The organism is Sinomonas atrocyanea, assembly GCF_001577305.1.
In the GTDB taxonomy this organism is placed as follows: domain Bacteria; phylum Actinomycetota; class Actinomycetes; order Actinomycetales; family Micrococcaceae; genus Sinomonas; species Sinomonas atrocyanea.
In genome coordinates, this window is the sequence record NZ_CP014518.1 from 3,665,168 (window position 1) to 3,691,180 (window position 26,013).

Sequence of the window (26,013 nt, forward strand, 5' to 3'; positions counted from 1 at the left end):
AAGAGGCAGTGGGCGCAACGATCAACGACATCCTCGCGGAACTCCCAGCGGGATGGGCACGACTCAGGCTCGAAGCAGCGGGGACCGATCCCGCCGTCGGGCGCATCCTCATGCTGGACGCGGAGGACACCGATGCGCAGCCCGAGGTGGGCGGGGCCCTGGTGTGCCTCGTCGGGGCCCGGGGCCGGGCCGCCCTGCCCGCCGTGGGGCGCCTCGTCGACGCGGGGCCCACGGCGCTCGCGGTCAAGGCTTCGGGGGCGCAGGCCCCGGAGATCGAGGAGCTGTGCAGGGCCGGCGGCGTCGGCCTGCTGCTCATCGCCCCGGACGCGCCGTGGGACCAGCTCCTCTCGGTCGCCACGTCCCGCCTCGACGACGCCGAGCCGCAGCCTGCGGCGATGGCGCTGCTCGAGGAGGACCTCTTCGCTCTCGCCCAGACCACGGCGAAGGTCACGTCGAGCCACGTCGTGATCGAGGATGCCGCCAACCGGGTCCTCGCGTACTCGACGCTGTCCAACAACATCGACGAGCTCCGCAAGGCCTCCATCCTCACGCGGCGGGGGCCCCGAGAGTACGAGCTCATGCTCAAGGACCTCGGCGCGTACCGGGAGATGCACCGCACCCGCGGCGTCGTGCGCGTGCCCGCGCGCCCCGACCAGCAGCTGCGCGAGCGGGCGGCGATCGCCATCTTCGCCGGGGACCGGATCATGGGCTACATCTGGCTCCAGGAGACCGGCTCCGGCTTCGGCGACGATGTGGTCTACGCCCTCAAGGGCGCGGCCCGGCGTGCGGCGTCGGAGCTGATCCGGTACCGGAACCAGCAGTCGGTCACCATGCACGAGGACCGGATCGGCCGCCTGCTCTCCGGACCGGCAGAGGCCGCCGCGTGCGCCAGGACCCTCGGGGTGGCGGTCGACGCGCCGTCGTGCCTGCTCCTGGTCGGCGTCTCCCGCGCGGACGCCGTCACGGAGGACGCCGAGCTCGTCCACGGGCAGCTCGCCGACCTCGTCGCGCTGCATGCCGCGGCGTTCAAGGGATCCTCGATCGTGGGGCAGTACGAGGGGCACACCGCCGTGGTGGTACCCAGCCTCGCCTCCCGCACCGCCGCCGCGGCCCTGCGCTCGCTCGCGGGCCTGATCGTCGCGGATGCGCGCAGGCACCTGGGGGCCGTGGCGTTCGTCGCCATCGGCAGGATCGTGCCGGGCGTGACGGCGCTGCACGGCTCGCAGGCGGAGGCAGCGGCCGTGATGGACTGCCTCGTGCGCAACGGTGACGCGCAGGTCGCGACGATCGAGGACGTCGAGGCCGATGTCCTCCTCCACGAGGCCATCGCCCGGTTCGGCACCTCCGGGTTCAGGCACCGCGCGCTGACGGAGCTGCTGCTGACCGAGCCTGAGCTCGCCGAGACGCTCGAGAACTACTTCAGGGCCTCGATGGACGTCTCCGCGTGCGCCCACGCCATGCAGATCCACCGGAACACCGTGTACTACCGCGTCGGCAAGGCAGAGCGCCTCACGGGGCTGGACCTCGGGCGCCCTGCCCACGCGACCATCGTGCAGCTCCACCTCGGCCTGTGGCAGCGCGGGGACCTCGACGGCGCCAGGAGCGGACGCTGATGCGGGGCACGGCCCTGCTGCGCGCCGAGCGCGGCGTCGGGCTCGAGGGCGACGCCCTCGGAGGGCTCCTCGACGACCTCGTCCGCGAGTTCCGCCCCGCACGGATGGCGGGCTCCGTCCCCGGCCACATCCCGCACCTCGCGTCAGCCGACTTCACAAGCTTCGGGATCGCCGTGGCCATGGTCTCGGGGGAAGTCTTCACGGCAGGAGACGCCGGGGACCCGTTCCTGATCCAGAGCATCTCGAAGGTATTCTCCCTGGCGCTGGCCCTCGGCCGCGAGGACGGCCCCGACCTGTGGTCCAGGGTCCTCCGCGAGCCCTCGGGCACCGCGTTCAACTCCCTCGTCCAGCTCGAGGCCGAGCGGGGCATCCCGCGCAACCCGTTCATCAACGCGGGCGCGCTCGTGGTGACCGACCACCTCCTCGATGCCTTCGGCAACGCCAGCGAGGAGGTGCTCGGACTGCTCTCCTCCCCCACCGGGCGCAGCGCCGTCAACGTGGAGGCCTTCGAATCCGAGCTGGCCAGGAGCGAGCGCAACTTCGCCCTCGCCCACTTCCTCGCCGACCTCGGCAATCTGCGCAATCCCCCCGCGGAGGTCGTCCGCCACTATGTCCGCCAGTGCTCGATCGAGATGTCCTGCGCCGACGTCGCCCGCGCGGGCCTCTTCCTGGCGAACAACGGGGTGGGCCCCTCCGGGCGGGTGGTCTCCGCCTCGGCCGCCAAGCGGATCGGCGCCGTCATGCTCACGTGCGGGATGTACGACGCGGCCGGCGAGTTCGCCTACCGCGTCGGGCTGCCGAGCAAGAGCGGCGTGGGCGGCGGCATCCTCACCGTCGTGCCCGGCATCTGCTCCATCTGCGTGTGGAGTCCGCGCCTCGATGCCCACGGCAACTCCCTCGCGGGCGCCTCAGCGCTCGCGGAACTGGCAGAGCGCACCGGCTGGTCCATCTTCTGAGCCCGAGCGCTCTCCCCCTCCCCCTCACCCTTCCCTCTCCGCCCCCTGCGAAAGGATCCGCCATGCCCGAAACCGAGCCCACCACGGAAGTCGCCGATCATCGTGAGGACCACGGTCATGCCCATGCGGCCGACCATGTGATCCATGCCGAGGACGCCGGCTACCACAAGGGCCTGAAGGCCCGGCAGATCCAGATGATCGCGATCGGCGGCGCGATCGGCACCGGCCTGTTCCTGGGCGCCGGCGGGCGCCTGGCCGCGGCCGGGCCCTCGCTCGTGTTCGCCTACGCGATCTGCGGCGCGTTCGTCTTCCTCATCCTCCGCGCCCTCGGCGAGCTCGTCCTCCACCGGCCCTCCTCCGGCTCCTTCGTCTCCTACGCCCGGGAGTTCTTCGGCGAGAAGGCCGCCTACATCTCCGGCTGGTTCTACTGGATCAACTGGGCCATGACCACCATCGTGGACACCACCGCCGCCGCCCTCTACATGCACTTCTTCGGCAAGTACGTCCCCTGGATCGCCGCCGTGCCCCAGTGGGCCTGGGCCCTGATCGCCCTCGTGCTCGTCCTGGCCCTGAACCTGGTCTCCGTGAAGGTCTTCGGCGAGATGGAATTCTGGTTCGCCCTGATCAAGGTCGCCGCCCTGCTGGCCTTCCTCGCCCTGGGCATCTACTTCGTCCTCTTCGGCACCCCCACCGGCGCCACCACCGGCCTGACCCTCATCTCCGACCACGGCGGCCTCTTCCCCATGGGCCTGGCCCCCATGATCATGCTCATGCAGGGCGTCGTCTTCGCCTACGCCTCCGTCGAGCTCGTCGGCACCGCCGCCGGCGAGACCGAGAACCCCGAGAAGATCATGCCCCGCGCCATCAACTCCGTCGTGGCCCGCATCGCCGTCTTCTACGTCGGCTCCGTCATCCTCCTCTCCCTCCTGCTGCCCTACACCGCCTACCAGAAGGGCGTCAGCCCCTTCGTGACCTTCTTCGGCTCCATCGGCGTCGGCGGCGTGGACGTGATCATGAACCTCGTCGTCCTCACCGCCGCCCTGTCCTCCCTCAACGCCGGCCTCTACTCCACCGGACGCATCCTGCGCTCCATGGCCGCCGCCGGCTCCGCCCCCACGTTCGCCCTGCGCATGAACAAGGCCGGCGTCCCCTACGGCGGCATCGCCATCACCGCCGTCGTCTCCCTCCTGGGCGTGCCGCTGAACTACCTCGTCCCCGCCGACGCCTTCGAGATCGTCCTCAACGTCGCCTCCGTCGGCATCATCTCCACCTGGGCCACCATCGTCATCTGCCAGATCCAGCTGCACCGCTGGGCCAAGAAGGGCTGGACCACCCGCCCCGCCTTCCGCATGCCCGGCGCCCCCTACACCGGCTACATCACCCTGGCCTTCCTCGTCGCCGTCTTCATCATGGTCCTCATCGACTCCCCCTGGACCCTCCTGGCCACCGCCGTCGCCTGCATCCTCATGGTCATCGGCTGGTACGCCTCCCGCGAACGCATCCACGAGATCGCCGCCGCCCGCGACGGCTACACCGGCGCAGCCCCCGTCGTCGCCAACCGCACCCGACACGACTGACCCACCCCGCGGCCCGGCCGCCGGGGGTCCGGCCGGGCCGCGCCCCATCCGCATATTGCCAATCGTTACCGCAGCCCCATGGTCGGCCCCAGTGCCCCGTGCTACGTTCAATCGAAGAGTAATGAGCGCCAGTGCCAAGCCCTGACTTAGCTGGCCGGCAACCCTCCAAGCGGCGGGGTGCCTCAGGTGAGTACTCGGCATTCGTCTTCGATACGCAAGCCCGAAGGAGCCCCGTCATGCCCGACACAGCAACCGAGCAGACCGCGGCGGCAGCCGCGACCACCCCGCTCAACGACCCGGCGGCCCCGGGCAGCCCCGCCGAGGAGAAGCTGGCCTACCGGCTCCTGACCGGCCCGGACACCCGCGAATTCTGCGCCCGCATCTCGCAGGCCCTCGCCGACGGGTACGTGCTCCACGGCAGCCCGGCCGCCACCTTCAACGGCACCGACGTCATCGTGGCCCAGGCCGTGGTCCTCCCCCACACGGTGGCCAGGGCGGACGCCGCGGTGGCCTCCGCCGTCGACTCCCTCGAGTACGAGGGCGAGGGCCACGCGTGAGCTACGCGGGCGACCTCACCCCGGAGGAGGCCTGGTCCAAGCTCGCGAGCGGCGAGGCCGTGCTCGTGGACGTGCGCACCGAGGAGGAGTGGGCGCACGTGGGCATTCCCGATACCAAGGGCACCGAGAACGATCCGCTCTTCATCCCCTGGGTGTTCGAGGGCGGCATCCCCAATCCGGACTTCGTGATGGAGCTCGAACTCCAGGGGCCCGACGACAGGACGACCCCCCTGCTGTTCCTCTGCCGCTCCGGCCACCGCTCCGCGGCCGCGGCCGCCGTGGCCACAAACCTCGGCTTCACCGCGTACAGCGTCCTCGAGGGCTTCGAGGGCGTGCCCGGGCCGGACGGCCAGCGGACGGTCAACGGGTGGAAGAACCGCGGACTGCCGACCAATCTTGGACAGGACTGAAGACTTACGTGAGCTTTGACATCAACGCCGCCAGCTGGAGCGAGGACACGCAGGCGGTGCGGGGCGGACTCCTGCGCACCGACTTCCAGGAGACGTCCGAGGCGCTCTTCCTCACCTCCGGATTCGTCTACTCCTCCGCCGAGGCCGCCGAGCGGGCGTTCACCGGCGAGGAAGAGCGCTTCGTCTACTCGCGCTACGGCAACCCCTCCGTCGCCACCTTCCAGGAGCGGCTCCGGCTGCTCGAGGGGACCGAGGCCTGCTTCGCGACCGCATCCGGCATGTCCGCGGTGTTCACCGCGCTGGCGGCCCTGCTGGGAGCCGGGGACCGGGTCGTCGCGGCGCGCAGCCTGTTCGGCTCGTGCTTCGTGATCCTCAACGAGATCCTGCCCCGCTGGGGCGTTGAGACGGTGTTCGTGGACGGCCCCGACCTGGACCAGTGGCGCGAGGCGCTCTCCCGGCCCACCACCGCCGTGTTCTTCGAGTCCCCATCGAACCCGATGCAGGAGCTCGTGGACATCCAGGCCGTCGCGGACCTTGCGCATGCCGCGGGCGCGAAGGTCGTCGTCGACAACGTCTTCGCCACCCCCCTGCTCCAGCGCAGCCTGGACTTCGGTGCCGACGTCATCGTGTACTCCGGCACCAAGCACATCGACGGCCAGGGCCGCGTGCTCGGCGGCGCCGTGCTCGGCACGAAGGAGTTCATCGACGGGCCGGTGAAGAACCTCATGCGCCACACGGGCCCGGCGCTCTCGGCCTTCAACGCCTGGGTGCTCTCCAAGGGCCTGGAGACGATGGGGCTGCGCGTGCGGCACTCCTCGGCGAGTGCCCTCGCGATCGCCGAATGGCTCGAGGCGCGGCCCGAGGTCCGCTGGGTCAAGTACCCGCATCTCGCCTCGCACCCGCAGTACGAGCTCGCGAAGAAGCAGATGAGCGCCGGCGGAACCGTCATCACCTTCGAGCTGGATGCCCCGAGGGCCAGGGCAAGGAGGCGGCCTTCCGCCTGCTCAACGGGCTTCAGGTCATCGACATCTCCAACAACCTCGGCGACTCGAAGTCCCTCATCACCCACCCCGCCACGACGACCCACCGGGCCATGGGCCCCGAGGGGCGCGCGGCGATCGGGCTCGGCGACGGCGTGCTGCGGCTCTCGGTGGGACTCGAGGACGTCGGGGACCTGATCGGGGACCTCGAGCGGGCGCTCACCCACGGCGGCTGAGGGGAGCCACGTGGCCGAGGGAAGCGCGGCGACGGCCGCACCGGGGACACTGTGACCATGCGGCACTTCGACATCGTCATCACCACACCGCTCCCGCCCCGCCAGGCGTGGACACGGGTGCTCGACCTGCGCGGGCATGACCGGTTCATCCCGTTCACGCGCATCACCCGGGGACTGGCCACGGCCGACGAGCTCCATGCCGGGCACCTCTTCACCGGGCGCACCGCCGTGGGCCCTGTCGGCTTCGACGACACCATGACCATCGAGTCGATCACCCCGCCCACCGACTCGGCGCCCGGCCGGGCCCGGATCGTCAAGGGGGCCCGCTCGTGCTGGGCGCGGTGGACCTCACCGTCTCCGCGCACGACGGCGGCTCGACCGTTCGCTGGTCGCAGGACCTGGGGCTGGCCCGCCTCGGGCGGGTCGGGAGCTGGGCGGCCGGCGCCGTCGCCCCGCTGCTCTACCGGCCGCTGCTCAAGCGCCTCCTGCGCCACGGCGGCTGAGCGGAGCCACGCAGCCCAGCGGAGCCGGCCCACTCCGCCCGTGCCGGACAATGGGCCCATGGACACGCCCGGCCGAGACCTCCGAGTACCGCCGCAGCCCGGCGCGCGGCACGGGGTCACCATCCCGGCCTCCGAACTCGTGGAGCGGTTCAGCCGCTCGAGCGGTCCGGGCGGCCAGGGCGTCAACACGACCGACAGCCGGGTGGAGCTCCTCTTCGACCCCGGCGCGAGCACGGCCTTCTCGGACACCCAGCGCGAGCGCGTCCTCGCCCGGCTGGCCGGCCGGCTCGTGGGCCGGCGGCTGAGCGTCGTCGCGTCCGGCGAACGCTCCCAGCTGCGCAACCGCGAGGCGGCGCGGGCCAGGCTCGCGGCGCTGCTGTCCGAGGCCCTCATGCCGCCGGGCCCCCTCCGCCGTGCCACCCGCCCGACCCGGGGCTCGCAGGTCCGCCGCCTCGAGTCCAAGAAGCGCCGCGGCGAGACCAAGGCAGCCCGGCGCCGGCTCCCTCCGCCGTAGGGACGGACCCCTTGACAGTGATCCACACCACGCCTAGCGTAAAAAAGGGGGTATATCCTATAGGAAAGAGGAGGCTATCGTGGCCGAAGCTGTCCACGGCGCCGTCGGCAGAAAGCGCTGGACGCGCCTGATCCCGGTGGCAATCATCGTCTACATCATCTCGTTCATGGACCGGACCAACATCGGGTTCGCCCTGAACGGGCTCCACAAGGACCTCGGCATCGACGCTGCACAGCAGGGTCTGGCCGCGGGGATCTTCTTCATCGGCTACCTGACGCTCCAGATTCCCGGCGGCCATCTGGCCGAACGCTGGAGCGCCAAGAAGTTCGTCGGCATCATGATCCTCGTCTGGGGCGTCCTGGCGGTCCTCGGCGGCTTCATCCAGAACTTCGGGGAACTGCTCGTTGTCCGCTTCTTCCTCGGCGTGGCGGAGGCCGGCATCTGGCCCGCGATCCTGGTGCTCATCAGCCACTGGTTCCCCGCGGCCGAACGCGCCCGCGCCTACGCCTTCTGGATGATGAACATCGCGATCGCCTCGATCATCACCGCACCCCTGTCGGGGTGGATCCTCTCCTTCTCGGACTGGCGCTGGCTGTTCATCATCGAGGGCATCTTCCCGTTCGTGATCGCCGCCCCCATCTGGTGGCTGATGATCGCCGACCGCCCGCGCGACGCCAAGTGGTGCTCGCCCGAAGAGCGCGCCTACATCGAAGAGGGCCTCGCCGCAGACGAGGCCGCCTCCCCGCAGCTCGGGCACGTGAGCATCAAGCACGTGTTCGCCAACAGCGCGGTGTGGCGGCTGACGATCGTCTACTTCCTGATCCAGATCGGCTTCTACGGCCTGAACATCTGGCTCCCGAAGGTCGTCAAGACGATCACCTCCGGCTCCTCGATCGAGGTCGGATTCGTCACCGCGATCCCGTACGTGCTGGCCATGTTCGCCCTCTGGTACAACGCCAAGGCCGCGGACCGCTCCGGCCGCTACTCCACGCACGTGCTGCTCTCCATGGCCGTCGGCGCCGTGGCCCTCGTCATCTCGGTGGCAACGGGCAGCGCCATGCCGATCCTCGCGGTCACGTTCATCAGCATCGCGATGGCCGGAGCGCTGGCCTACGACGGACCGTTCTGGGCCTCGGCCTCCCGCGCCATGCCGGTCGTGGTGGCCGGAAGCGCCATGGGCCTGATCAATGCCGTCGGAAACCTCGGCGGCTTCGTGGGCCCCTACGTCGGCGGCTTCCTGCAGGACGTCACCCATGGGAGCTTCATGGCCACGTCGGTGTTCCTGGCCGCCTGCCTGCTCGCCGCAGGCCTGGTGATGCTGACCCTCCGCAAGGGCGGCGACCGGCCGACGGCGGAGGGCGCCCCCGCGCGGCAGTCTCGCCCTCCGACCGGCGGGGCTGAGGCGCACCGGAAGGACCGGAGAGCGTCCGCGCCCCCGCAGGGCCCGTCGTCGACGGGAACTGCGGGGGCGTCGGCATTGACGGTACGACACACTTGACGCGGGTGACCTGCTGTCAAATATCCTATAGGAAAGAGGCCCGAAGGTTTGGGCGTCGCAGGTGACTCAATGTCGAGGAGAAGCACATGACCCGGCTGTGGAATGATCCGGCCTCGTTCGCGGATGACATGGTGGACGGATTCGTGCGCGCCAACACCCGCTGGGTGCGCAGGGTGGCCGGCGGGGTGTCCCGCTCGACCCGCTCCCCCGAGCCCGAGGTCGCGCTCGTGATCGGGGGCGGCTCCGGCCACTACCCGGCGTTCGGCGGACTGGTGGGCGCCGGCCTCGCCCACGGCGCCGCGATGGGCAACCTCTTCGCCTCCCCGTCCGCCCACCAGGTCGAGGGCGTGATCCGGGCGAGCGAACAGGGCCGCGGCGCGCTCCTGAGCTTCGGCAACTACGCCGGCGACGTGCTGCACTTCGGCGCCGCCCAGGAGGCCGTGCGCGCCGACGGCATCGACTGCCGCACGGTCACGGTCACCGACGACATCTTCAGCGCCCCGCCCGCCGAGGCCGGCCGCCGCCGCGGCATCGCCGGCGACCTCACCGTCTTCAAGGCCGCCGGCGCGGCGGCGGCCCAGGGCTACGGGATCGACGACGTCGAGCGCGTGGCCATCGCCGCCAACGCCCGCACGCGCTCCATGGGCGTGGCGTTCACCGGCTGCACCCTCCCGGGTGCCGAGGAGCCGCTGTTCACGGTGCCCGAGGGCAAGATGTCCGTGGGGCTGGGCATCCACGGCGAGCCCGGGATCGACATCACCGACATCCCGAGCGCGGACGGCCTCGCCGAGCTCTTCGTGCAGCATCTCCTCGACCCGGCCGAGGTCCCCGAGGGCGCCTCCGTCCGGGGCGGCCGCGTGGTGCCCATCCTCAACGGCCTCGGGTCGGTGAAGAACGAAGAGCTCTTCGTGGTGTTCGCGCGCATCGCGGACCTCCTCGAGGAGGCAGGGCTCACGCTCGTGGACCCGCAGGTCGGCGAGTTCTGCACGAGCTTCGACATGGCCGGCGCCTCGCTCACGCTCTTCTGGGTCGACGACGAGCTCGAGCGGCTCTGGCTCGCGCCCGCCGACACCCCCGCCTTCCGCACCGGCTCGATGGACACCTCAGCGCTCGAGGCCGTCACCGCGGACGGCGAGGACGAGGCGGAGGCCGAGCTGCCGCCGTCGTCCGAGGAATCCCGCCAGGCCGCGCGGCTCATCAGCGGCGCGCTCGCCGCCGTGCGGGAGCTGATCGGCGAGCAGGCGGCCGAGCTGGGCCGCATCGACGCGATCGCGGGAGACGGCGACCACGGCATCGGCATGCAGCGCGGCACCGTCGCCGCCGCGGAGGCCGCCGCCGCGCTGGCGCAGGCGGGCGCGGGCGCCGAGAGCCTCCTCGTCCGCTGCGGCGACGCCTGGTCCGACCGCGCCGGCGGCACCTCCGGGGCGCTCTGGGGACTGATCCTCAGGACCGTCGGCACCCACCTCGGGGACACCGAAGCGCCGACGGCGCCCGCCGTCGCCGCCGGGGTCTCGGCGGCCCGGGACGCGGTCATGGACTACGGCAAGGCCAAGGTGGGCGACAAGACGATGGTCGACGCCCTCGTGCCCTTCGCAGACACCCTCGCCGAGCAGGTGGAGGCGGGCGAGGGCCTCGCGACGGCGTGGCAGCGCGCGGCCTCCGCCGCCGCCCGGGCCGCCGAGGCGACGGCGGACCTCATGCCCGGCATGGGCCGCGCCCGCTCGCACGGCGCCAAGTCCCTCGGCACCCCGGACCCCGGCGCTGTCTCCCTGGCCCTCATCGCCGAGCGCGTGCACGCCGTCCTCGCGGCCCGCTGACCCGGGCTCCGGGCCCGCAACCAGACCAGAACAAGAACCCACGACGAAGGAGCACGCATGCCCGCCTGGCGCATCGTGGTCGGCTCGGATGACGCCGGCTTCGACTACAAGGAAGTCATCAAGAAGGACCTCGAGGCCAACGGCCTGGTCGCCTCCGTGGCGGACGTGGGGGTGGACGCCGACGGGCACACCAACTACCCCACCATCGCCACGACCGCCGCCGAGATGGTGGCCCGCGGAGAGGCCGACCGCGCCATCCTCGTGTGCGGCACCGGCCTCGGCGTCGCGGTCGCGGCGAACAAGGTCAAGGGCATCCGGGCCGTGACCGCGCACGACAGCTTCTCCGTGGAGCGCAGCGTCCTGTCCAACAACGCCCAGGTGCTGTGCATGGGCCAGCGCGTCATCGGGATCGAGCAGGCACGCCGGAACGTGCGCGAGTGGCTCACGTACGTCTTCGACGAGGCGAGCGCCTCCAACGACAAGGTGCGCGAGATCTGCAGCTACGAAGGGATCTGAGGGTGACGGCGTTTCCGCCCGTCCTCCTCGGCACGAGCACCAAGATGTACTTCACCCACGGGCGCACGCTCGCGTGGTGCCGGGCGGTGGCGGAGATCGCCCGCCGGCACCCCGCGACCGTCGGCGGGAGCGCAGGACTGTTCATGGTCCCGGGCTACCTCTCCGTGCCCGGGGCGCTGGAGGCGCTCGAGGGCACCGCGATGGTCGGAGCGCAGGACCTCGCTGCCGAGGACTTCGGCCCCTTCACCGGTGAGGTCAGCGGCGCCCAGCTCGCCGAGCTCGGCTGCTCCCTCGCAGAGGTCGGGCACGCCGAGCGGCGGCGCCTGTTCGGCGAGGACGACGCCGTGGTGCGCGCCAAGACCGCCGCGGCCCTGCGCAACGGACTCGTCCCGCTCGTGTGTGTGGGCGAGCCCGACCGGCTCGCCCCCGACGCGGCCGCTCAGGAGTGCATCCGGCAGCTCGACGACGCCCTGGCCGCCGCCGGGGCGTCCGGCCTGTCCGGGCCCGTGATCGCCGCCTACGAGCCGCAGTGGGCCATCGGGGCGCCGGAGCCCGCCGAGCCGGACTACATCCGGTCGGTCTGCGCGCCCCTGCGGGAGCACGTGCGGTCGCTGCCGGGCCACGAGGGCTCGGCCGTCATCTACGGCGGCAGCGCCGGCCCGGGCCTCCTGACCCTGATCGCGGACGCCGTGGACGGCCTGTTCCTGGGCCGGTTCGCCCACGATCCCGCGGCCGTCGAGGACATCCTCGACGAGGTATCGGCCCTCCTCGGCCCAGATGGGACTGGTACTATCAGTGGCGCAGGAGGAGCCCATGTCTGAGACCGTCTACCCCCTCGCCGGAGCGGCAGCCCTCGAGCGCAGGGGGCTGCGCGACCGTGTCTACGACCTCGTCCTGGACATGCTCATGACGGCGGACCTCGCCCCGGGGACCCGCCTGTCCATCGACGCGATCGCCCGGGACCTCAAGGTCTCCCCCACGCCCGTCCGCGAGGCCCTCGTCCAGCTCGAGCGCACCGGCCTCGTGACCCGCGAGGCGCTCAAGGGCTACCGCGTCGCCCCGCCGCTCGCCGAGGAGCACCTCGAGGCGCTCTTCGACGCCCGCCTCGTGCTCGAGGGCGGCGCCACGGAGCTCGCGGCCCGGCACGCGGAGACGCTCGTGCCCCGCCTGGAGCAGGCCCTCGCCGAGCACATCGAGATCTCGCGCGTCGTCGACGAGGCCGTGGCGCACGGCGAGAAGCTCACGCTGGCCCTCATGCGCGATTACTACGCGGTCGACTGGAACTTCCACCACCTCATCTTCGAGGGCACGCAGAATCCCTTCCTGATCGACATGTCGGAAGCCATTTCGACCCGCGTCCACCGCATGCGCCAGACCGTCAAGTCCGGCGTGAGCGACGCGGACGAGGCCGTGGTCGAGCACGGGGCCATCCTCGAGGCCTTCCGCTCCGGGACGGGCGCCGCCGCAGGCGCCGCCATGCGCGACCACATCCAGCGGGTCCGCGAACGCGCCCGCCGGGACGTCGCCTCCAGCTGACAGCCCCAGGACGCACGACGTCGGCCGGTCACCTCCGCGAGGTGACCGGCCGACGTCGTACTCCGTTGCGGTGTCCCCGCCCGGCGGCCGGCGCCGGCGCCCCCGGTCCTCTGCGGAGGACCGGGGGCGCCGTGTGCCAGTACCGGGTCAGTGGACCGGGGTGAGCTCCTCGGCCTCGAGCAGCTCATCCGACTTGGCGCCCTTGAAGAACTTGGTCGCGAAGACCATCGCGGCGGCGAGGAAGGCGAAGACGCCCAGGGACACCACGCCCCATTCGCCGCTCTTGGTGGGCAGCGCGTCGTTGAACGCGGTCCGCATGAGCGGGGCCACGAAGCCGCCGAGGTTGCCGAGGGAGTTGATGAGGCCGATGCCCGCCGCGGCGGCAGCGCCCGTGAGGAAGGCCGTGGGGTAGGCCCACGTGATCGGTCCGACCGTGAGGAAGCTGGCCACGGCGAGCGTGATGAAGACGATGCCGAGCAGCGGCTGGTTGTTCGCGCCCGCCCAGGCAGAACCGAGGATGAACACGCCGGTCCCGATGTAGAGCAGGCTGCCCCAGTTGCGCCGGCGCGCCACCGTGTGCGCCGCCTTGCCCAGGTAGTAGCACGCGAACAGGCCAACGAGCCACGGGATGGCGGAGACGAGGCCGACCTCCCACCCGACCTTCTTGCCGAGCAGGCCCGCGACCTCCTGGGGGAGGTAGAACGTAGTGCCGTAGACGGCGATCTGCAGCGCGAAGTAGATGACCGTGAAGTACCAGACCTTCCAGTTCGCCATGGCGCGCCAGATGCCGCTCGGGCCGTCCTCGGTGCGAGCCCGGTCCTCGACCGCCATCGCGTTCGAGAGGGCGAGCTTCTCCTCATCGCTGAGGAACTTGGCCTTGGCCGGGCTGTTCGTGAGGAGGAACAGCGCCGCGATGCCCGCGATGACGGCGAGCAGGCCCTCGCCGAAGAACATCACCTGCCAGCCCCGGGCGAAGCCGAGGGAGTCGCCGAAGCTGATGAGGCCGCCGGAGAGCGGGGCGCCGATCATCTGCGAGAAGGGCTGGGCGAGGTAGAAGATCGCGAACATCTGCACGCGGACCTTGTTCGGGAACCACTCGGACAGGAACATGATGACGCCCGGGAACAGGCCTGCCTCGGTGACGCCGAGGAGGAAGCGCAGCACGTTGAACATGACGTCGTCCGTGGTGAACGCGAACGCGGCCGCGACGATGCCCCACGTGATGGAGATGCGCGCGAGCCAGAAGCGTGCGCCGAAGCGCTTGAGGAGGAGGTTGCTCGGCACCTCGAAGAGGGCGTAGCCGATGAAGAAGATGCCGGCGCCGAGGGCGAACGCGGCGTCGCCGACGCCCCGGTCCGCCTTGAGGGCCGCCTGGGCGAAGCCCACGTTGGTGCGGTCGAGGAAGGCGACGAAATAGAGGATCACGAGCATCGGCATCAGGTGCCGTGCGGCCTTCGAGATGGCGGATTTCAGCGCAATGTCATGCGCCGAGGGCGCGACCGTCCGCGGAGCGGGGATGGACACGTCAGCTCTCCTTTGAGATGAACCCGTGCAGGGGTTGGGTGCCTTGATGGAACGGAAGAGGTACTGCTAGTGGGCCTGCAGGATCGAGACGACGCCGATGGCGACGAACACGATCCCGATGGCCAGGAAGGCGAGGCGGGACTTCGACCAGGGGCCGAGGACAGACTTCACGGTGGCCACCTCAGTGCATGTAGAGGCCGCCGTCGACGTTCAGGGTCTGGCCCGTCACGAAGCCGGCGTCCTCGCTGATGAGGTAGGCGATGGCCGCGGCGATGTCCCGCGGGGTGCCGATGCGCGGCAGCACGCCGTCGGCCGCCATCTTCTCCTTGCGCTCGTCCGTGAGCGTGCCGCCCATGATGTCCGTGTCGATCGGACCGGGCGAGATGGCGTTGGCGGTGATGCCCTGGTGCCCGAGCTCGCGGGCGATGCTGCGGGTGAATCCGATGACGCCGGCCTTGGCCGCGGAGTACACGGTCTTGCTGTAGGTTCCGCCGCCGCGCTGGGCGGAGACCGAGGACAGGCTGACCACGCGGCCCACGCCGTGCTTGACCATGGACTCGACGGCGCGGCGGGTCGCGTAGTGGACGCCGTTCATGTTGATGCCCATGACGCGGTTCCACTCGTCCGCCGTGACCTCGAGGTACGGCACGGGCGAGGAGACGCCGGCGAGGTTCACGAGGGCCACGATTTGGGGCAGCTCCCCCTCGAGCTCGTCGAAGGCGGCGCGGACCTGGGCCTCGTCCGAGACGTCGGCGCCGGCGCCGGCGGCCTGGACACCGTGCTCGAGCGCGATCTCCTCGGCCACGCGCTTGGCGGCCTCGGCCTCGACGTCGATGATGCCGATGTTCCAGCCGCGCTCGGCCAGGTAGTGGGCGGAGGCCCGGCCGATGCCGCGCGGGGAGGCCGCGCCGGTCAGGATCACGGTGCGGGAAGCGGGAAAGTCAGTCATGCGGTTTCTCCTGGTCCTCAGTGGGCAGCCGCGGCGGGCGCGGGCTGGATGGGGGCGGGGCCGAGCTCGTCCATGAGCTTCTTGATGGCCACGTAGGCCTTGTTGCGGTAGGCGACGAGCTCGGGAGTGCGCTCAGCGGGGACGTCGAGGTAGCCGGCCCCGGACTTGGTGCCGAACTTCCCGGCGTCCACGAGCTCCTTGAGGGACTCCGGCGTGGCGAAGCGCTCGGGCCAGCGGGTCTGCAGCGAGGCGTAGCAGAACGCGTACACGTCCAGCCCCGCCATGTCCGCGATCGCGAACGGGCCGAAGACGGGCAGGCGGAAGCCGAAGGTGGTGCGCACGATCGTGTCGATGTCCTCCGGGGTCGCGATGCCCTCCTCGACGATCTGGGTCGCCTCGTGGAACAGCGCGTACTGGAGCCGGTTGAGCACGAACCCGGTCGCGTCCTTCACCCGCGCGGTCTCCTTGCCCGTGGAGGCCACGAGCTCCTCGACCATCGGGATCACGGACTCGTCCGTGCCGGGGTGCGGGATGAGCTCGACCCCGGGGATGAACGGAGCCGGGTTGGAGAAGTGGACGCCGAGGAACCGCTCCGGGTTCGTGACGGCCTCCGCGAGCGAGGCGATGAGGATGGTCGAGGTGTTGGAGCCGATGACCGCGTCCGGCCGGGCCGCGGCGCTGATACGGCGGAGGGTCTCGTGCTTGATCTCGATCTTCTCGGGCACGGCCTCCTCGATGAAGTCCGCGTCGGCCACCGCCTCCTCGATCGAAGCGGCCGGCGAGAGGTGCGCCTCGAGGCGCGCGACGGCGTCGTCCGGGAAGAGCCCGTCGGCGACGAACTGGCGGGCCTCGTCGAGGAGCCGGCCGTAGTTGCGGACGGCGATCTCCTCGGAGATGTCGGCGATCTTCACGGTGGCGCCGGCGAGCGCAAGGACCTGGGCGATCCCGCCGCCCATGTACCCGGAGCCGACGACGGCAACGGTGAGTTCAGTCATGGTGGTTCCTAGCCCTTGGGGAGCAGAGTGCGGATGTACTTCTGGTTGGTGGCGCAGACGCCGAGGCTGTCCCCGCCGTACTGCTCGGTGAGGATGATCCCGTCGAAGCCGACCGCGATGGCGTCGCGGAACACCTGGCGGTAGTTGATGAGGCCCGTCTCCATGGTCGAGGGCACCGAGGTGGCCCAGCTGCCGTCCGCGGCCTCGTCCCGCGTGTAGTTCTTCACGTGCCAGTAGTTGGCGTACGGGAGGGTCTTGTCGAAGAGGTAGCGCCAGTCCTCGACGGGCCGGTGCAGGCGGATGAGGTTGGCGACGTCCGGGTTGAGGCCCACGTTGTCCAGGCCCACCTCCTCGATGAAGCGCACGGCGCTGTCCGCCGTGCCGACGTACGTGTCCTCGTACATCTCGAGCGACATGCGGAGGCCGAGATCCGCGGCGTGCTTGCCGAGCTCGCGGATGCGGCCGACGGCGGTGTCCCAGACCTCGCGGTCGTCGGGGTCCTTGGGGCCCTCGGCCGTCCAGAACCACAGGGCCTTGCGCTGGGCCTCGCTGAAGGGCTGGTGCAGGCCGGTCGAGAAGACCTGCATGCCCCACTCGGCGGCGGCGTCGATGGTCCGGTGGGCGTAGGCGAGGTTGCGCTCCTCGTGGCCGGGCATGATCACGCTCTGGCGCTGGAGGTGGACCGACGGGATCCCCACACCGTGGGACTCCGCGATCGCGAGGAACTCGTGCCGGCGTGCGGGCTCGAGGTCGGCGGGGCGGACGTGGCTGTCCGCGAGCTCGGCGAGGGTGAAGCCGACGTCGGCGATCTGGGCGAACATGTCGTCCCAGACCTCGGGCGATGCATCATGCATCGCCACTCCCGTGCGGCGGTCCACGGCCTGGAAACCGTGGAGGCAGGTGGCGATGGGCCATGACTCTGCGGTGAACGCTGGTTCGTTCGACATGGTGCTCCGTTGCAGCTGTGGATGAAGAACGCTGCCGTGAGGCAGCTCACGAAAAAGATCCTATAGGAAATATGCTTGCTGTCAACGGGGTCCTGAACGCTTGTGGAGTCACCTCCGCACCGTTGAGGGGTCACCTCCGCACTGTTGAGGGGTCACCTCCGCAGGCACCCCGCAGCGGCCCCGGACGTGGCTCTTCAACGCGGCGGGGCTGACTTCTCAACGTGGGGACATGACCCCGCAACACCGCGTACGTGACTTCTCAACGCCGCGTACGTGACTTCTCAACGGGGCGGGGGCGGGGACGGACGTGGCTCCTCGGGGGCTAGGGGATGTCCCACCCGCCGTCGCGCTGCTGGGTCGCCTCCACGGCGGCGTGCACGACGGCGGCCAGCCCCTCGCCGTCGGACGCGGCCTCGCGCTGGGCCCGCTCCCCCGAGCCGCGGGCGAGCACGCCCCGGAGGGCCCGCTCGGCCCCGGTGAGCTCGCCGGTCTCGCGGAGCACGGGCCCCACATGCTCGAGCAGGGAGGCGAGGGCGTCCTCGGCCGGGACCGGCCGGCCGCCGAGCGGGTCCACGAGGTCGCCGTTGAGCCCCGAGCGGCTGGCGCGCCAGGCGGCCAGGCGCAGCACCGCGCCGGGGGTCCCGAGCGGCGGCCGACCCTCGGCGGCCTCGCGTGCGGCGGTCTCGACGAGGCCCCGGACGAGGACCGCGACGAGGGCGGAGTCGGCGGCGTTGAGGCACACGTCGGAGGCGCGGACCTCTACGGTCGGGTGGCGGCGCGAGAGGCGGGCGTCGAAGTACACCATGCCCGCATCGAGGATGCCGCCGGTGCCCACCATGGACGCCACGAGCCGGTTGTAGGCCTCGGCCGAGCCGAACGGCTCCTGAGGGCCGGAGGTGGGCCAGCGGTTCCACACCTGGGTGCGGAAGCTCGCGTAGCCGGTGTTCGCCCCGTGCCAGAACGGCGAGTTCGCGCTCAGCGCCGCGAGCAGGGGCAGCCATTCGCGGATCCGGTCGAGGATCCCCACGCCCTCCTCGGCGGAGGCGATGGACACGTGCACGTGGAGCCCGCACGTGAGCTGCTCGAGGGCGGTCAGGCGGTAGTCCTCGGCCATCGCGGCGAACCGCTCCCCCTCGCTGAGGTGGGTCGCGGAGCTCAGCGGCGAGGTCCCGAGCGCCGCGATGCGGGCGCCGACCTGCCGCGCCGCACGGTCCAGGGCCCGGCGGCCGTGGTACAGCTGCCCGAGCAGCTCCTCGTGGGTCAGACAGGGCTCCGTCTGGACCTCGACCTGCTCGAGCTTGAACTCGCGCTCCACGTCCCGCGGACGGCCCATGACCGCCAGCACCCGGTCCACGAGCGGCTGGGGGGCGCCCGTGTCCGGGTCCACGATCAGCAGCTCTTCCTCCGCCCCAAAGCTCCGCATACCGGCCATTCTGCCAACCCCTGCCGCCCCGCGGACAACCCCCGGCGCCCGGCGCGGCGGCCGGAGCAGCGGCCGGCCCTACTCTGGGTGCATGGATGCCCGCACCTGGTCCCTCGTGTTCGACCTCCTCGGGGTGTTCTTCTTCGCCGTCTCAGGCTGCCTCCTGGCCGTGCAGAAGAACTTCGACATCGTGGGCTCGCTGATGCTGGGCTCCCTCACCGGGCTCGGCGGCGGCGTGATCCGGGACCTCGTGCTGGGGCGCTTCCCCAACTCGTTCGCCGAGCCCGTCTACCTCGCCCCGCCCGTCCTGGCCGCGGCGGTGGTGTACTTCCTCATGCCCGCGGTGCAGAAGGCGCGCCGGACGCTCCTGACGTTCGACGCCGCGGGGCTGGCGCTGTTCTGCATCACCGGCACCGTGACGGCCCTGAGCTACGGGGTGAACCCGGTCTCGGCGGCGCTGCTGGGGACCGTGACCGCGATCGGCGGCGGCCTCATGCGGGACACGGTGGCCAACGTCCGGCCAGGGCTCTTCGACCGGCACGACCTCTACGCCATCCCGGCGATGGTGGGCGCCGGGGCGGTGGCCGCCCTGTGGCCCCTCGGGCTCTACTCGACGGCCGCGGGCGTGGTCGTGGCGGTGGTCGTCTTCGCGTTCCGCATCCTCGCCCTGCGCCTGCGCTGGCGGGTCCCGCTCGCGGCCTCCAGCCGGCACCGCAGCGGCGGGGAGGCCCCCGCGCGGGAGTGAGCCGCGCGCCGTCGTCCGCCCCGTTCCGGACGGTGTTCGGCGCGGGGGCCTTGACGCGCTCCCCACCCGAGGGAGTTGGCTAGGACCATGACCCAGACACGAACCCTCGGCACCGCCTCCCCGCTCACCGTCTCCGCCCTCGGCCTCGGCTGCATGGGCATGTCCGAGTTCTACGGGACCCCCGACGAGGCCGCGGGCCTCGCCACCATCCACCGGGCGCTCGAGCTCGGGATCACGTTCCTGGACACCGCGGACATGTACGGGCCGTTCACGAACGAGCTGCTCGTGGGCCGGGCGATCGCGGGGCGCCGCGACGAGGTCCAGCTGGCCACGAAGTTCGGCAACGTCCGCGGACCGAACGGCGAGCGCCTCGGCATCAGCGGCACCCCGGAGTACGTGCGCGAGGCGTGCGACGCGTCCCTGCAGCGCCTCGGCGTGGACCACATCGACCTCTACTACCAGCACCGGGTGGACCCCAAGGTCCCGATCGAGGACACCGTCGGCGCGATGGCCGAGCTGGTCCAGGCGGGCAAGGTCCGCCACCTCGGCCTCTCGGAGGCCTCCGCGGCGACGATCCGGCGCGCGCACGCCGTGCATCCGATCACGGCCCTCGAGACCGAGTACTCGCTGTTCACCCGCGACCTCGAGGACGAGATCCTCCCCACCCTCCGGGAGCTCGGGATCGGCCTCGTGCCCTATTCCCCGCTGGGACGGGGCATCCTCACGGGCCGGATCACCGCCGAGTCCCTCGCGAAGGCGGGCGACTCCCGCAGCAGCCGCTACTTCCCGCGCTTCCAGGGCGAGGCCCTCGACGCGAACCTCAGGCTCGTGGAGCAGGTCAAGGAGATCGCCGCCGCGAAGGGGGTCACGCCGGGGCAGATCGCGCTGGCCTGGGTCCTCGCGCAGGGCGAGGACGTGGTCCCGATCCCGGGCACCAAGCGCGTGGAGTACCTCGAGGAGAACGCCGCGGCGCTGGACGTGGAGCTGAGCCGGGACGACCTCGAGGCCCTCGAGCGCGCGGTGCCGCGGGACGCGGTCGTCGGCTCCCGCTACGGGGACATGAGCAGCATCGACACGAGCCGCTAGCCCGGCCCCCGGCCCCCGGCCCCGCGAAATGGTGGGTTGAGCACCGTGCAGACCTGCAGGACCGTGCTCAACCCACCATTTGCGGACGCGGGAGCGCACGACGGCGGGCCCGCACCTTCTCGGTGCGGGGCCGCCGGTGTGAGTGGTCCCGTTCAGGCACCCGTGCGGCGACCGGGAGGCCTCAGCCGTCCTCCCCCGCCGGCGTGGAGGCCGCGGTGTAGCCCTCGAGCTTGAGCGCCGCCTGGGCGTACTTCTGCGTGAAGGTGTCCGTCATCTTGATCTTCGAGGTGTCCACCCCGATGGTCTTCTCCTCCTCGAAGATCGTCTTGGGGCCGCCCGCGGGCATGATCCCGTCCGGCAGGAACTGCGCCTTGTCCTGGTCCAGCGCCTTGACGTACTGGTCCTTGGTGATGGTGGCGTTCTGGACGTAGGACTGCGGCAGCTTGTCCGCGATGTCCGCCGCCGAGTGCGTGCTGATCCAGTGCATCGTGTCCACGAGCGCGTCGACGACCTTCTGCGCCGCGTCCTCGTGGGACTTCACCCAGTCCGCCTGGGCCAGCAGGCCCGCCGAGGGGAGCGTGCCGCCGAGCGCCGCCTTGGCGCCGTCCGCCGTCGCGAGGTCGATCGCCGGGACGGCGAGGTTCTTCGCCTCCAGCGCCCCGACCGTGGGCTGGGTGGTCATGACGCAGTCGGCGGAGCCGCGCTGGATGGCCGCGATCGCGGTGGCACCGGCGCCCACCGCGATCGTGTGGTAGTCGTTCTTGGACAGGCCGGCCTTGGACACGATGAACTGGGTGAGCTCGTCGGTGCCGGAGCCGAGGTCGGTCACGCCGACGGTCTTGCCCTTGAGGTCCGCTCCCGAGTGGACGTTGGCCTTCGGCGTGCACATGATGCGCTCGCCCGGGGCGCCGGAGAGCTGGACCAGGTTGACGACGTTCTTGCCCTTGGACTGGAAGTCGACCGTGTGGATGTACCAGGCGCCGGCCATGTCGACCTGGCCCGAGGCCATCGCGTCCTCGGCGCCGACGCCGCCCTGCTGCTCCGTGGAGAGCTCCACCTTGACGCCGTACTTCTGGTAGAAGCCCAGCTGCTGCGCGAGCTGGTACGGCAGGTAGATCTGCTTGTCGATGCCGCCCACCATGAGCTTGACGGTGGGCATGCTCGCGCTGTCCGCGCTCTGGCCGCTGCTCGCGGTGCTCCCGCTCGAGGCGGCGCTGCCCCCGCCGCAGGCGGACAGGGTGAGCGCCACGGCTCCGGCGGCGGCTGCGGCGTAGATGCTGCGCTTCATCTTCATTGTTTTACGCATCCTCTGTGTTATTCCTGCTGGAAATTCCGGGTGAAAAGGGAAAGAAATGCTAGATGGCCTGCGCCTCGGAGCGGTTCGGCGGCCGCCATTTGAGGAGGGACTTCTCCAGCAGGCTGATCAGGAATTCGGCGCCGAGGGTGATCACCGCGATGATGACCATGCAGGCGAACACCGTATTGGGATCGAAAGTGCCCTGGGCCTGGCTGATGATCAGCCCGACGCCCTGCTGGGCGCCGAGCACCTCGGCGACGAGCGCGCCGATGATCGCGAACCCGAAGGCGGTGTGGAGGCTCGCGATGATCCAGGTCATCGCCGACGGGATGGTCACGTGCAGGGCCACCTGGAACGGGGAGGCACCGAGCACCCGCACATTGGCGACAAGGTTCTGGTCGACCTCCCGCACGCCCTGGAACGCGTTGAAGAAGACCACGAAGAACACGAGCACCGCCGCGAGGAGGATCTTCGGGAAGACGCCGAGGCCGAACGCGACGATGAAGATCGACCCGAGCACGATCCTGGGGATCGAATTCACGATCCGGATGTAGGGGCCGATCACGGCGGAGAGGTACTTGTTGGACCCCAGCAGGATCCCCAGCACCACGCCGACGAGCGTGCCGAGCAGGAACCCGAGGAACGCCTCCTGGACCGTGACCCACAGGTTCTCCCAGATGGTGCCGAACGCGGTGCCCTCGGTGAACAGCCGCACGAGGCTGTTCCAGATCTCCGACGGCTGGCCGAAGAAGAACTTGTCCACCCAGCCCTCCTCGGTGAACCACTGCCAGCCGCCCACCACGGCCACCGCCAGGGCGATGCGCCCGGCCCAGATCAGCGTCCGGCGCCTGCGGAAGGATGCCCGCGCGGCCTCCTGGAGCTCGGCCCCTTGGTCCTTGCGCCCCTCGGCGGCGCGCACCTTCTCCTCTGCCATGGCCGTCATGCTCCAACCCCTGCCGTGCGCGCGTAGGCCCGCGTGACTTCGTCTTTGAGCGAGTCCCAGATGTGCCCCTGGAGCTCGAGGAACCGCTCCTCGTGCCGGATCTCCTGGACGTTCCCGCGGGGCCTGGGCAGGTCGATGTCGAAGACGTCCTTCACCGAGCCGGGGCTGCTGGTCATGATGACCACCCGGTCGGAGAGGGCCACGGCCTCGTCGAGGTCGTGGGTGATGAACAGGACCGAGGGCCGCAGCTCCTCCCACAGCTTGAGGAGCTCGTTCTGCATGATCGCCTTGGTCTGCACGTCGAGGGCGCCGAACGGCTCGTCCATGAGCAGGATGCGCGGGTTGTTGATCAGGGCCGCGGCCATGGCGACGCGCTTGCGCATGCCGCCGGAGAGCTGGTGCGGGTAGCGGTCCTCGAACCCGGCCAGGCCCACACGCCGCAGCCAGTCCCGGGCGAGCTCGGTGGCCTCCCGCTTCGGGGTGCCCAGGAGGACCGGGCCCATCATGACGTTCGCGAGGACGCTCTTCCACGGGAACAGGGCATCCGCCTGGAACATGTAGCTCACGCCGTTCGTGACGCCCTCGACCCGCCGCCCGCCCACGTGCACCGAGCCCTCGCTGGGCCGCTCGAGCCCGGAGACCTGGGCCAGGGTGGTGGACTTGCCGCAGCCGGTGGGGCCGACGATCGAGCAGAACTGTCCCGGCTCGACCGTGACCGTGACGTCGCGGATGGCGGTGAACGTCTCGCCCTTCGGGGTCAGGTAGCGCTTGGTCAGTCCGGAGATCTCGATCCCCGCATCCTCGGCGCCGATGGCCGGCGGCCGGATGGGATGAATTACTCCCATGGTCAAAAGACCTCTCTGTCTTTGTACGCCCACAGAATTTGCAGGGACGCCATTGTCTGGTGGATCCTTAATCCATGCCCCGTGAAATGGATCACATCGGCTGCACTGACAGTAGGAAAATGTCACCTCCCGCAGCCAGCCTTGCGCGTCTTGCGAGGGTTATCAGCGTTAAAACGTATTTCGAGCCTTTTGCTCATTCGGGGCAGGGCGTGCCGCAATGAGGCGTGCGCGGGACTGGTGGGCCGACCGTCCGCTTGCCTCGCAGATCCTCGTATGGACCCTCGTGCTGATCGTGCTCACCGTGGCCCTCGGCGGCTTCGTCGCGGACCGCATCACGGGCCAGATCCTCGACAACCAGTTCCAGCTGCGCGCCCTCGGGGTCGCGGAGTCCGTGGCCCAGATGCCCGAGGTCACCGCGGACCTGGCTTCCCGCGATCCCGGCCACCAGATCCAGGCCCTCGCCGAGCAGGTCAGGGTCCGGGCCAAGACGGACTACGTCGTGGTCACGGACCGGGAGGGGATCCGGTTCTCGCACCCCACGCCCTCGCTCATCGGGCAGCGGCTCGAGGAGCCGGTCGCGGTGCTCGACGGGCAGAGCCACCTGGGCACGAACCATGGCAGCCTCGGGGACTCGGCGAACGCGAAGGCCCCAATCCTCGATGCCGGCGGCCACGTCGTGGGGCAGGTCTCGGTGGGCATCCTCGAGACCGCGGTCAGCACCGAGTTCACGCAGGACGCCGGGACCGTCGCGGCGTACTCCGCGCTCATCCTGCTCCTCGGCGGGGCCGGCTCGTTCCTGCTCGCCCGGACCATCAAGCGGGCCACGTTCGGGCTCGAGCCGGCGGCGATCGCCTCGCTCCTGCAGGACCGGGAGGCCCTCCTGCACGGAATCCGCGAGGGCATGGTGGGGCTCGACGACGACGGCCGCGTCACCGTGATCAACAACGAGGCGCGGCGGCTCCTGCACCTCGGGGACACCGCGCTGGGCCAGCCCGTCTCGGAGCTCATCCCGCCCGGCCGGCTCCGCGACATCCTCACGGGCGATGCGCCGGGCGAGGACCAGTCGGTCATCACCGAGGATGCACTTCTCGTGGCCAACCGCAGGCCCGTGAGCGTGGGCGGGCGCAGCGTGGGCGCGGTCGTGACCCTCCGCGACCGCACCGAGGTCGAGGCCCTCGTCCGCGACCTCCGCTCGCTCGAGGGGCTCATGGACGCGCTGCGGGCGCAGGAGCACGAGTACGCCAACCGCCTGCACACCGTGGGGGGCCTCCTGGACCTCGGCGAGCCCGAACAGGCCCGGACGTTCATCTCCGGCATCTCGGACTCGTCCCGCTCCCTCGGCGAGGGGCTGCGGGCGCGGATCGAGCCGCCCGAGCTCGCCGCGCTCATCCACGCCAAGATCACCATCGCCGCCGAGCAGGACGTGCGCCTGGCCGTCTCCGAGGACTCGCACCTGCGCGAGCCCGGCCTCGGAACGCAGGACCTGCTCACGATCGTGGGGAACCTCCTCGACAACGCGGTCGACGCCGTCTCCGGGCTCCCGGGGCCCCGGGAGGTCACGCTCACCCTCGACGACTCGTCCGGGGTCTTCGTCTCGGTGACCGACAACGGCCCGGGGGTGCCCGCGGAGGCGGTGGACGACGTCGTGCGCGACGGGTACACGACCAAGCCCGGGAGGGCGGGGAAGCCAGACCTGCGGCGCGGGATCGGGCTCGCTCTCGTGACGCGGATCGTGCGGCGTGCCGGTGGCACGATGGACGTGTTCGCCGGGCCCGGCGGGCGGTTCGAGGTGTGGATTCCGAGGGGCGAGGGCGGGGAGGCGCGGCCGTGATCAGGGTTCTCGTGGTCGACGACGACTTCCGCGTGGCGCGGCTGCACGCGGCCCAGGTGGCCCGCGTGCCGGGGTACGAGTGCGTGGGCGAGGCGCACACCGCGGCGGAGGCGCGCGAGGCCATCGCCCGCGAGCGCCCCGACCTCGTGCTGCTCGACGTGTACCTGCCCGACGAGGACGGCATCGCCCTGCTGGCTTCCCTGCGCGAGGCCGGGCACGATGTGGACGTCATCATCATCACCGCCGCGCGGGACATCGCGACCGTGCGCGCCGCGATGCGCGGCGGAGCCGTGCACTACCTCGTGAAGCCGTTCGGGTTCGAGCAGCTCGCGGCCCAGCTCGGGGCGTACCGGCGGTGGCGGGCGGACGCGGAGTCCCGGAGCCGGACGGGGATCACCGGCCAGAACGACGTCGACGCGCTCTTCGCGTCCCAGCGCGCCTCGACGGCCGCTGCGGGCCCCGGCCCGGGCTCCGCGCGGCGCCTGCCGCCGACCATGCAGAAGGTGCTCGACGCCGTCCTGGGTGCCGGCCGTCCGCTCGGCGCCCAGGACGTCTCCGACCTCATCGGGATCTCCCGCCCCACGGCCCAGCGCTATCTGAGCGAGCTCGAGCGGAAGGGCCGGCTCACCCTGCACCTCGAGTACGGGGCAACGGGGCGACCGGTCAACACGTACGTCCCGGGCGGCTGACCCGCTGGCCCTGCGGTGCTCGGGCC

24 protein-coding genes, 1 pseudogene and 1 riboswitch are annotated in these 26,013 nt (G+C 71.0%); of the genes and pseudogenes, 17 read left to right on the forward strand and 8 right to left on the reverse strand.

The annotated features are described in order from the left end of the window. Positions 1 to 8: 8 nt before the first annotated feature. From SA2016_RS16850 to SA2016_RS16905, 13 genes and pseudogenes are all read left to right on the forward strand, one after another. Positions 9 to 1,613, forward strand: coding sequence for a PucR family transcriptional regulator (locus tag SA2016_RS16850; protein ID WP_066500318.1), 1,605 nt, complete (start codon positions 9 to 11; stop codon positions 1,611 to 1,613). Continuing rightward, positions 1,613 to 2,569 (forward strand): glutaminase, encoded by a 957-nt coding sequence (locus SA2016_RS16855; RefSeq protein WP_066500322.1) that lies wholly within the window; start codon positions 1,613 to 1,615, stop codon positions 2,567 to 2,569. The genes SA2016_RS16850 and SA2016_RS16855 overlap by 1 nt, the downstream gene beginning before the upstream one ends. 62 nt (positions 2,570 to 2,631) lie before the next feature. Then, complete coding sequence (locus SA2016_RS16860) at positions 2,632 to 4,146, forward strand: amino acid permease (RefSeq protein ID WP_066500325.1); 1,515 nt, start codon at positions 2,632 to 2,634, stop codon at positions 4,144 to 4,146. Positions 4,147 to 4,263: 117 nt separating this feature from the next. Beyond that, a riboswitch (SAM riboswitch) is annotated at positions 4,264 to 4,373 on the forward strand. Between the two features lie 9 nt (positions 4,374 to 4,382). Beyond that, a complete protein-coding gene (locus tag SA2016_RS16865) occupies positions 4,383 to 4,703 on the forward strand; it encodes a DUF1737 domain-containing protein (protein WP_066500327.1) in 321 nt (106 codons plus the stop codon). Then, entirely contained in the window at positions 4,700 to 5,113 is a 414-nt protein-coding gene (locus tag SA2016_RS16870) for a rhodanese-like domain-containing protein (RefSeq protein WP_066500328.1), read from the forward strand. Before SA2016_RS16865 ends, SA2016_RS16870 begins: the two co-directional genes overlap by 4 nt. An 8-nt stretch (positions 5,114 to 5,121) precedes the next feature. Further along, positions 5,122 to 6,329: pseudogene (locus SA2016_RS16875) on the forward strand (O-succinylhomoserine sulfhydrylase). 329 nt (positions 6,330 to 6,658) lie between these two features. Continuing rightward, on the forward strand, positions 6,659 to 6,832 hold the full coding sequence (locus tag SA2016_RS21550) for a hypothetical protein (RefSeq protein WP_157089142.1): 174 nt from the start codon (positions 6,659 to 6,661) through the stop codon (positions 6,830 to 6,832). A gap of 58 nt (positions 6,833 to 6,890) precedes the next feature. Continuing rightward, positions 6,891 to 7,346, forward strand: a complete 456-nt coding sequence (gene arfB / locus SA2016_RS16880; RefSeq protein ID WP_066500331.1) for an alternative ribosome rescue aminoacyl-tRNA hydrolase ArfB — start codon at positions 6,891 to 6,893, stop codon at positions 7,344 to 7,346. A gap of 79 nt (positions 7,347 to 7,425) precedes the next feature. Further along, the gene (locus SA2016_RS16885) at positions 7,426 to 8,844 is read left to right on the forward strand and encodes an MFS transporter (protein ID WP_084249607.1); all 1,419 of its coding nucleotides are present in this window, start codon (positions 7,426 to 7,428) and stop codon (positions 8,842 to 8,844) included. A gap of 86 nt (positions 8,845 to 8,930) precedes the next feature. Beyond that, positions 8,931 to 10,661 (forward strand): dihydroxyacetone kinase family protein, encoded by a 1,731-nt coding sequence (locus tag SA2016_RS16890; RefSeq protein WP_066500333.1) that lies wholly within the window; start codon positions 8,931 to 8,933, stop codon positions 10,659 to 10,661. A 57-nt stretch (positions 10,662 to 10,718) separates the two neighbouring features. Next, positions 10,719 to 11,177 (forward strand): ribose-5-phosphate isomerase, encoded by a 459-nt coding sequence (locus SA2016_RS16895; RefSeq protein WP_066500335.1) that lies wholly within the window; start codon positions 10,719 to 10,721, stop codon positions 11,175 to 11,177. Positions 11,178 to 11,179: 2 nt separating this feature from the next. Then, positions 11,180 to 11,998, forward strand: coding sequence for a triose-phosphate isomerase family protein (locus tag SA2016_RS16900; protein WP_066500338.1), 819 nt, complete (start codon positions 11,180 to 11,182; stop codon positions 11,996 to 11,998). Next, on the forward strand, positions 11,991 to 12,713 hold the full coding sequence (locus tag SA2016_RS16905; protein ID WP_066500341.1) for a GntR family transcriptional regulator: 723 nt from the start codon (positions 11,991 to 11,993) through the stop codon (positions 12,711 to 12,713). The genes SA2016_RS16900 and SA2016_RS16905 overlap by 8 nt, the downstream gene beginning before the upstream one ends. A 147-nt stretch (positions 12,714 to 12,860) precedes the next feature. Here the strand turns inward: SA2016_RS16905 and SA2016_RS16910 are convergent, their stop codons facing one another. The 5 genes from SA2016_RS16910 to SA2016_RS16930 form a co-directional block, all read right to left on the reverse strand. Next, positions 12,861 to 14,231 (reverse strand): MFS transporter, encoded by a 1,371-nt coding sequence (locus tag SA2016_RS16910; protein ID WP_066502756.1) that lies wholly within the window; start codon positions 14,229 to 14,231, stop codon positions 12,861 to 12,863. 187 nt (positions 14,232 to 14,418) lie between these two features. Beyond that, entirely contained in the window at positions 14,419 to 15,186 is a 768-nt protein-coding gene (locus SA2016_RS16915; protein ID WP_066500344.1) for an SDR family NAD(P)-dependent oxidoreductase, read from the reverse strand. 17 nt (positions 15,187 to 15,203) lie between these two features. Beyond that, positions 15,204 to 16,181: a 3-hydroxyacyl-CoA dehydrogenase family protein gene (locus SA2016_RS16920; protein WP_066500347.1), complete on the reverse strand. Its 978-nt coding sequence runs from the start codon at positions 16,179 to 16,181 to the stop codon at positions 15,204 to 15,206. An 8-nt stretch (positions 16,182 to 16,189) separates the two neighbouring features. After that, positions 16,190 to 17,128, reverse strand: coding sequence for a sugar phosphate isomerase/epimerase family protein (locus SA2016_RS16925; protein WP_066500349.1), 939 nt, complete (start codon positions 17,126 to 17,128; stop codon positions 16,190 to 16,192). A 322-nt stretch (positions 17,129 to 17,450) separates the two neighbouring features. Continuing rightward, positions 17,451 to 18,551: a carboxylate-amine ligase gene (locus SA2016_RS16930; protein WP_066500356.1), complete on the reverse strand. Its 1,101-nt coding sequence runs from the start codon at positions 18,549 to 18,551 to the stop codon at positions 17,451 to 17,453. A gap of 91 nt (positions 18,552 to 18,642) precedes the next feature. Between SA2016_RS16930 and SA2016_RS16935 the strand changes: the two genes are divergently transcribed. Further along, positions 18,643 to 19,296 (forward strand): trimeric intracellular cation channel family protein, encoded by a 654-nt coding sequence (locus SA2016_RS16935; RefSeq protein WP_066500358.1) that lies wholly within the window; start codon positions 18,643 to 18,645, stop codon positions 19,294 to 19,296. Between the two features lie 87 nt (positions 19,297 to 19,383). Continuing rightward, positions 19,384 to 20,382, forward strand: coding sequence for an aldo/keto reductase (locus tag SA2016_RS16940; RefSeq protein ID WP_066500362.1), 999 nt, complete (start codon positions 19,384 to 19,386; stop codon positions 20,380 to 20,382). A gap of 181 nt (positions 20,383 to 20,563) precedes the next feature. Here SA2016_RS16940 and SA2016_RS16945 read toward each other — a convergent pair whose 3' ends face one another. From SA2016_RS16945 to SA2016_RS16955, 3 genes are all read right to left on the reverse strand, one after another. Further along, positions 20,564 to 21,676 (reverse strand): ABC transporter substrate-binding protein, encoded by a 1,113-nt coding sequence (locus SA2016_RS16945; RefSeq protein ID WP_218918321.1) that lies wholly within the window; start codon positions 21,674 to 21,676, stop codon positions 20,564 to 20,566. A 61-nt stretch (positions 21,677 to 21,737) separates the two neighbouring features. Next, positions 21,738 to 22,622, reverse strand: coding sequence for an ABC transporter permease (locus tag SA2016_RS16950; RefSeq protein ID WP_141305602.1), 885 nt, complete (start codon positions 22,620 to 22,622; stop codon positions 21,738 to 21,740). Further along, entirely contained in the window at positions 22,619 to 23,467 is an 849-nt protein-coding gene (locus tag SA2016_RS16955; RefSeq protein WP_066500368.1) for an ABC transporter ATP-binding protein, read from the reverse strand. Before SA2016_RS16955 ends, SA2016_RS16950 begins: the two co-directional genes overlap by 4 nt. A 217-nt stretch (positions 23,468 to 23,684) precedes the next feature. Here SA2016_RS16955 and SA2016_RS16960 point away from each other — a divergent pair, with 217 nt between their 5' ends. Both SA2016_RS16960 and SA2016_RS16965 read left to right on the forward strand, forming a co-directional pair. Next, positions 23,685 to 25,298 (forward strand): ATP-binding protein, encoded by a 1,614-nt coding sequence (locus SA2016_RS16960; protein ID WP_066500369.1) that lies wholly within the window; start codon positions 23,685 to 23,687, stop codon positions 25,296 to 25,298. Further along, a complete protein-coding gene (locus SA2016_RS16965) occupies positions 25,295 to 25,987 on the forward strand; it encodes a response regulator (protein ID WP_066502762.1) in 693 nt (230 codons plus the stop codon). The genes SA2016_RS16960 and SA2016_RS16965 overlap by 4 nt, the downstream gene beginning before the upstream one ends. Positions 25,988 to 26,013 lie beyond the last annotated feature (26 nt).

What these genes read in the sequence shown, in the direction of transcription:
- SA2016_RS16855 (WP_066500322.1), top strand. Translation starts at nt 1,613, where the DNA reads ATGCGGGGCACGGCCCTGCTGCGCGCCGAGCGCGGCGTCGGGCTCGAG.
- SA2016_RS16860 (WP_066500325.1), top strand. Translation starts at nt 2,632, where the DNA reads ATGCCCGAAACCGAGCCCACCACGGAAGTCGCCGATCATCGTGAGGAC.
- SA2016_RS16865 (WP_066500327.1), top strand. Translation starts at nt 4,383, where the DNA reads ATGCCCGACACAGCAACCGAGCAGACCGCGGCGGCAGCCGCGACCACC.
- arfB (WP_066500331.1), top strand. Translation starts at nt 6,891, where the DNA reads ATGGACACGCCCGGCCGAGACCTCCGAGTACCGCCGCAGCCCGGCGCG.
- SA2016_RS16890 (WP_066500333.1), top strand. Translation starts at nt 8,931, where the DNA reads ATGACCCGGCTGTGGAATGATCCGGCCTCGTTCGCGGATGACATGGTG.
- SA2016_RS16895 (WP_066500335.1), top strand. Translation starts at nt 10,719, where the DNA reads ATGCCCGCCTGGCGCATCGTGGTCGGCTCGGATGACGCCGGCTTCGAC.
- SA2016_RS16905 (WP_066500341.1), top strand. Translation starts at nt 11,991, where the DNA reads ATGTCTGAGACCGTCTACCCCCTCGCCGGAGCGGCAGCCCTCGAGCGC.
- SA2016_RS16915 (WP_066500344.1), bottom strand. Translation starts at nt 15,186, where the DNA reads ATGACTGACTTTCCCGCTTCCCGCACCGTGATCCTGACCGGCGCGGCC.
- SA2016_RS16920 (WP_066500347.1), bottom strand. Translation starts at nt 16,181, where the DNA reads ATGACTGAACTCACCGTTGCCGTCGTCGGCTCCGGGTACATGGGCGGC.
- SA2016_RS16925 (WP_066500349.1), bottom strand. Translation starts at nt 17,128, where the DNA reads ATGTCGAACGAACCAGCGTTCACCGCAGAGTCATGGCCCATCGCCACC.
- SA2016_RS16930 (WP_066500356.1), bottom strand. Translation starts at nt 18,551, where the DNA reads ATGCGGAGCTTTGGGGCGGAGGAAGAGCTGCTGATCGTGGACCCGGAC.
- SA2016_RS16935 (WP_066500358.1), top strand. Translation starts at nt 18,643, where the DNA reads ATGGATGCCCGCACCTGGTCCCTCGTGTTCGACCTCCTCGGGGTGTTC.
- SA2016_RS16940 (WP_066500362.1), top strand. Translation starts at nt 19,384, where the DNA reads ATGACCCAGACACGAACCCTCGGCACCGCCTCCCCGCTCACCGTCTCC.
- SA2016_RS16945 (WP_218918321.1), bottom strand. Translation starts at nt 21,676, where the DNA reads ATGAAGATGAAGCGCAGCATCTACGCCGCAGCCGCCGCCGGAGCCGTG.
- SA2016_RS16950 (WP_141305602.1), bottom strand. Translation starts at nt 22,622, where the DNA reads ATGACGGCCATGGCAGAGGAGAAGGTGCGCGCCGCCGAGGGGCGCAAG.
- SA2016_RS16955 (WP_066500368.1), bottom strand. Translation starts at nt 23,467, where the DNA reads ATGGGAGTAATTCATCCCATCCGGCCGCCGGCCATCGGCGCCGAGGAT.
- SA2016_RS16960 (WP_066500369.1), top strand. Translation starts at nt 23,685, where the DNA reads ATGAGGCGTGCGCGGGACTGGTGGGCCGACCGTCCGCTTGCCTCGCAG.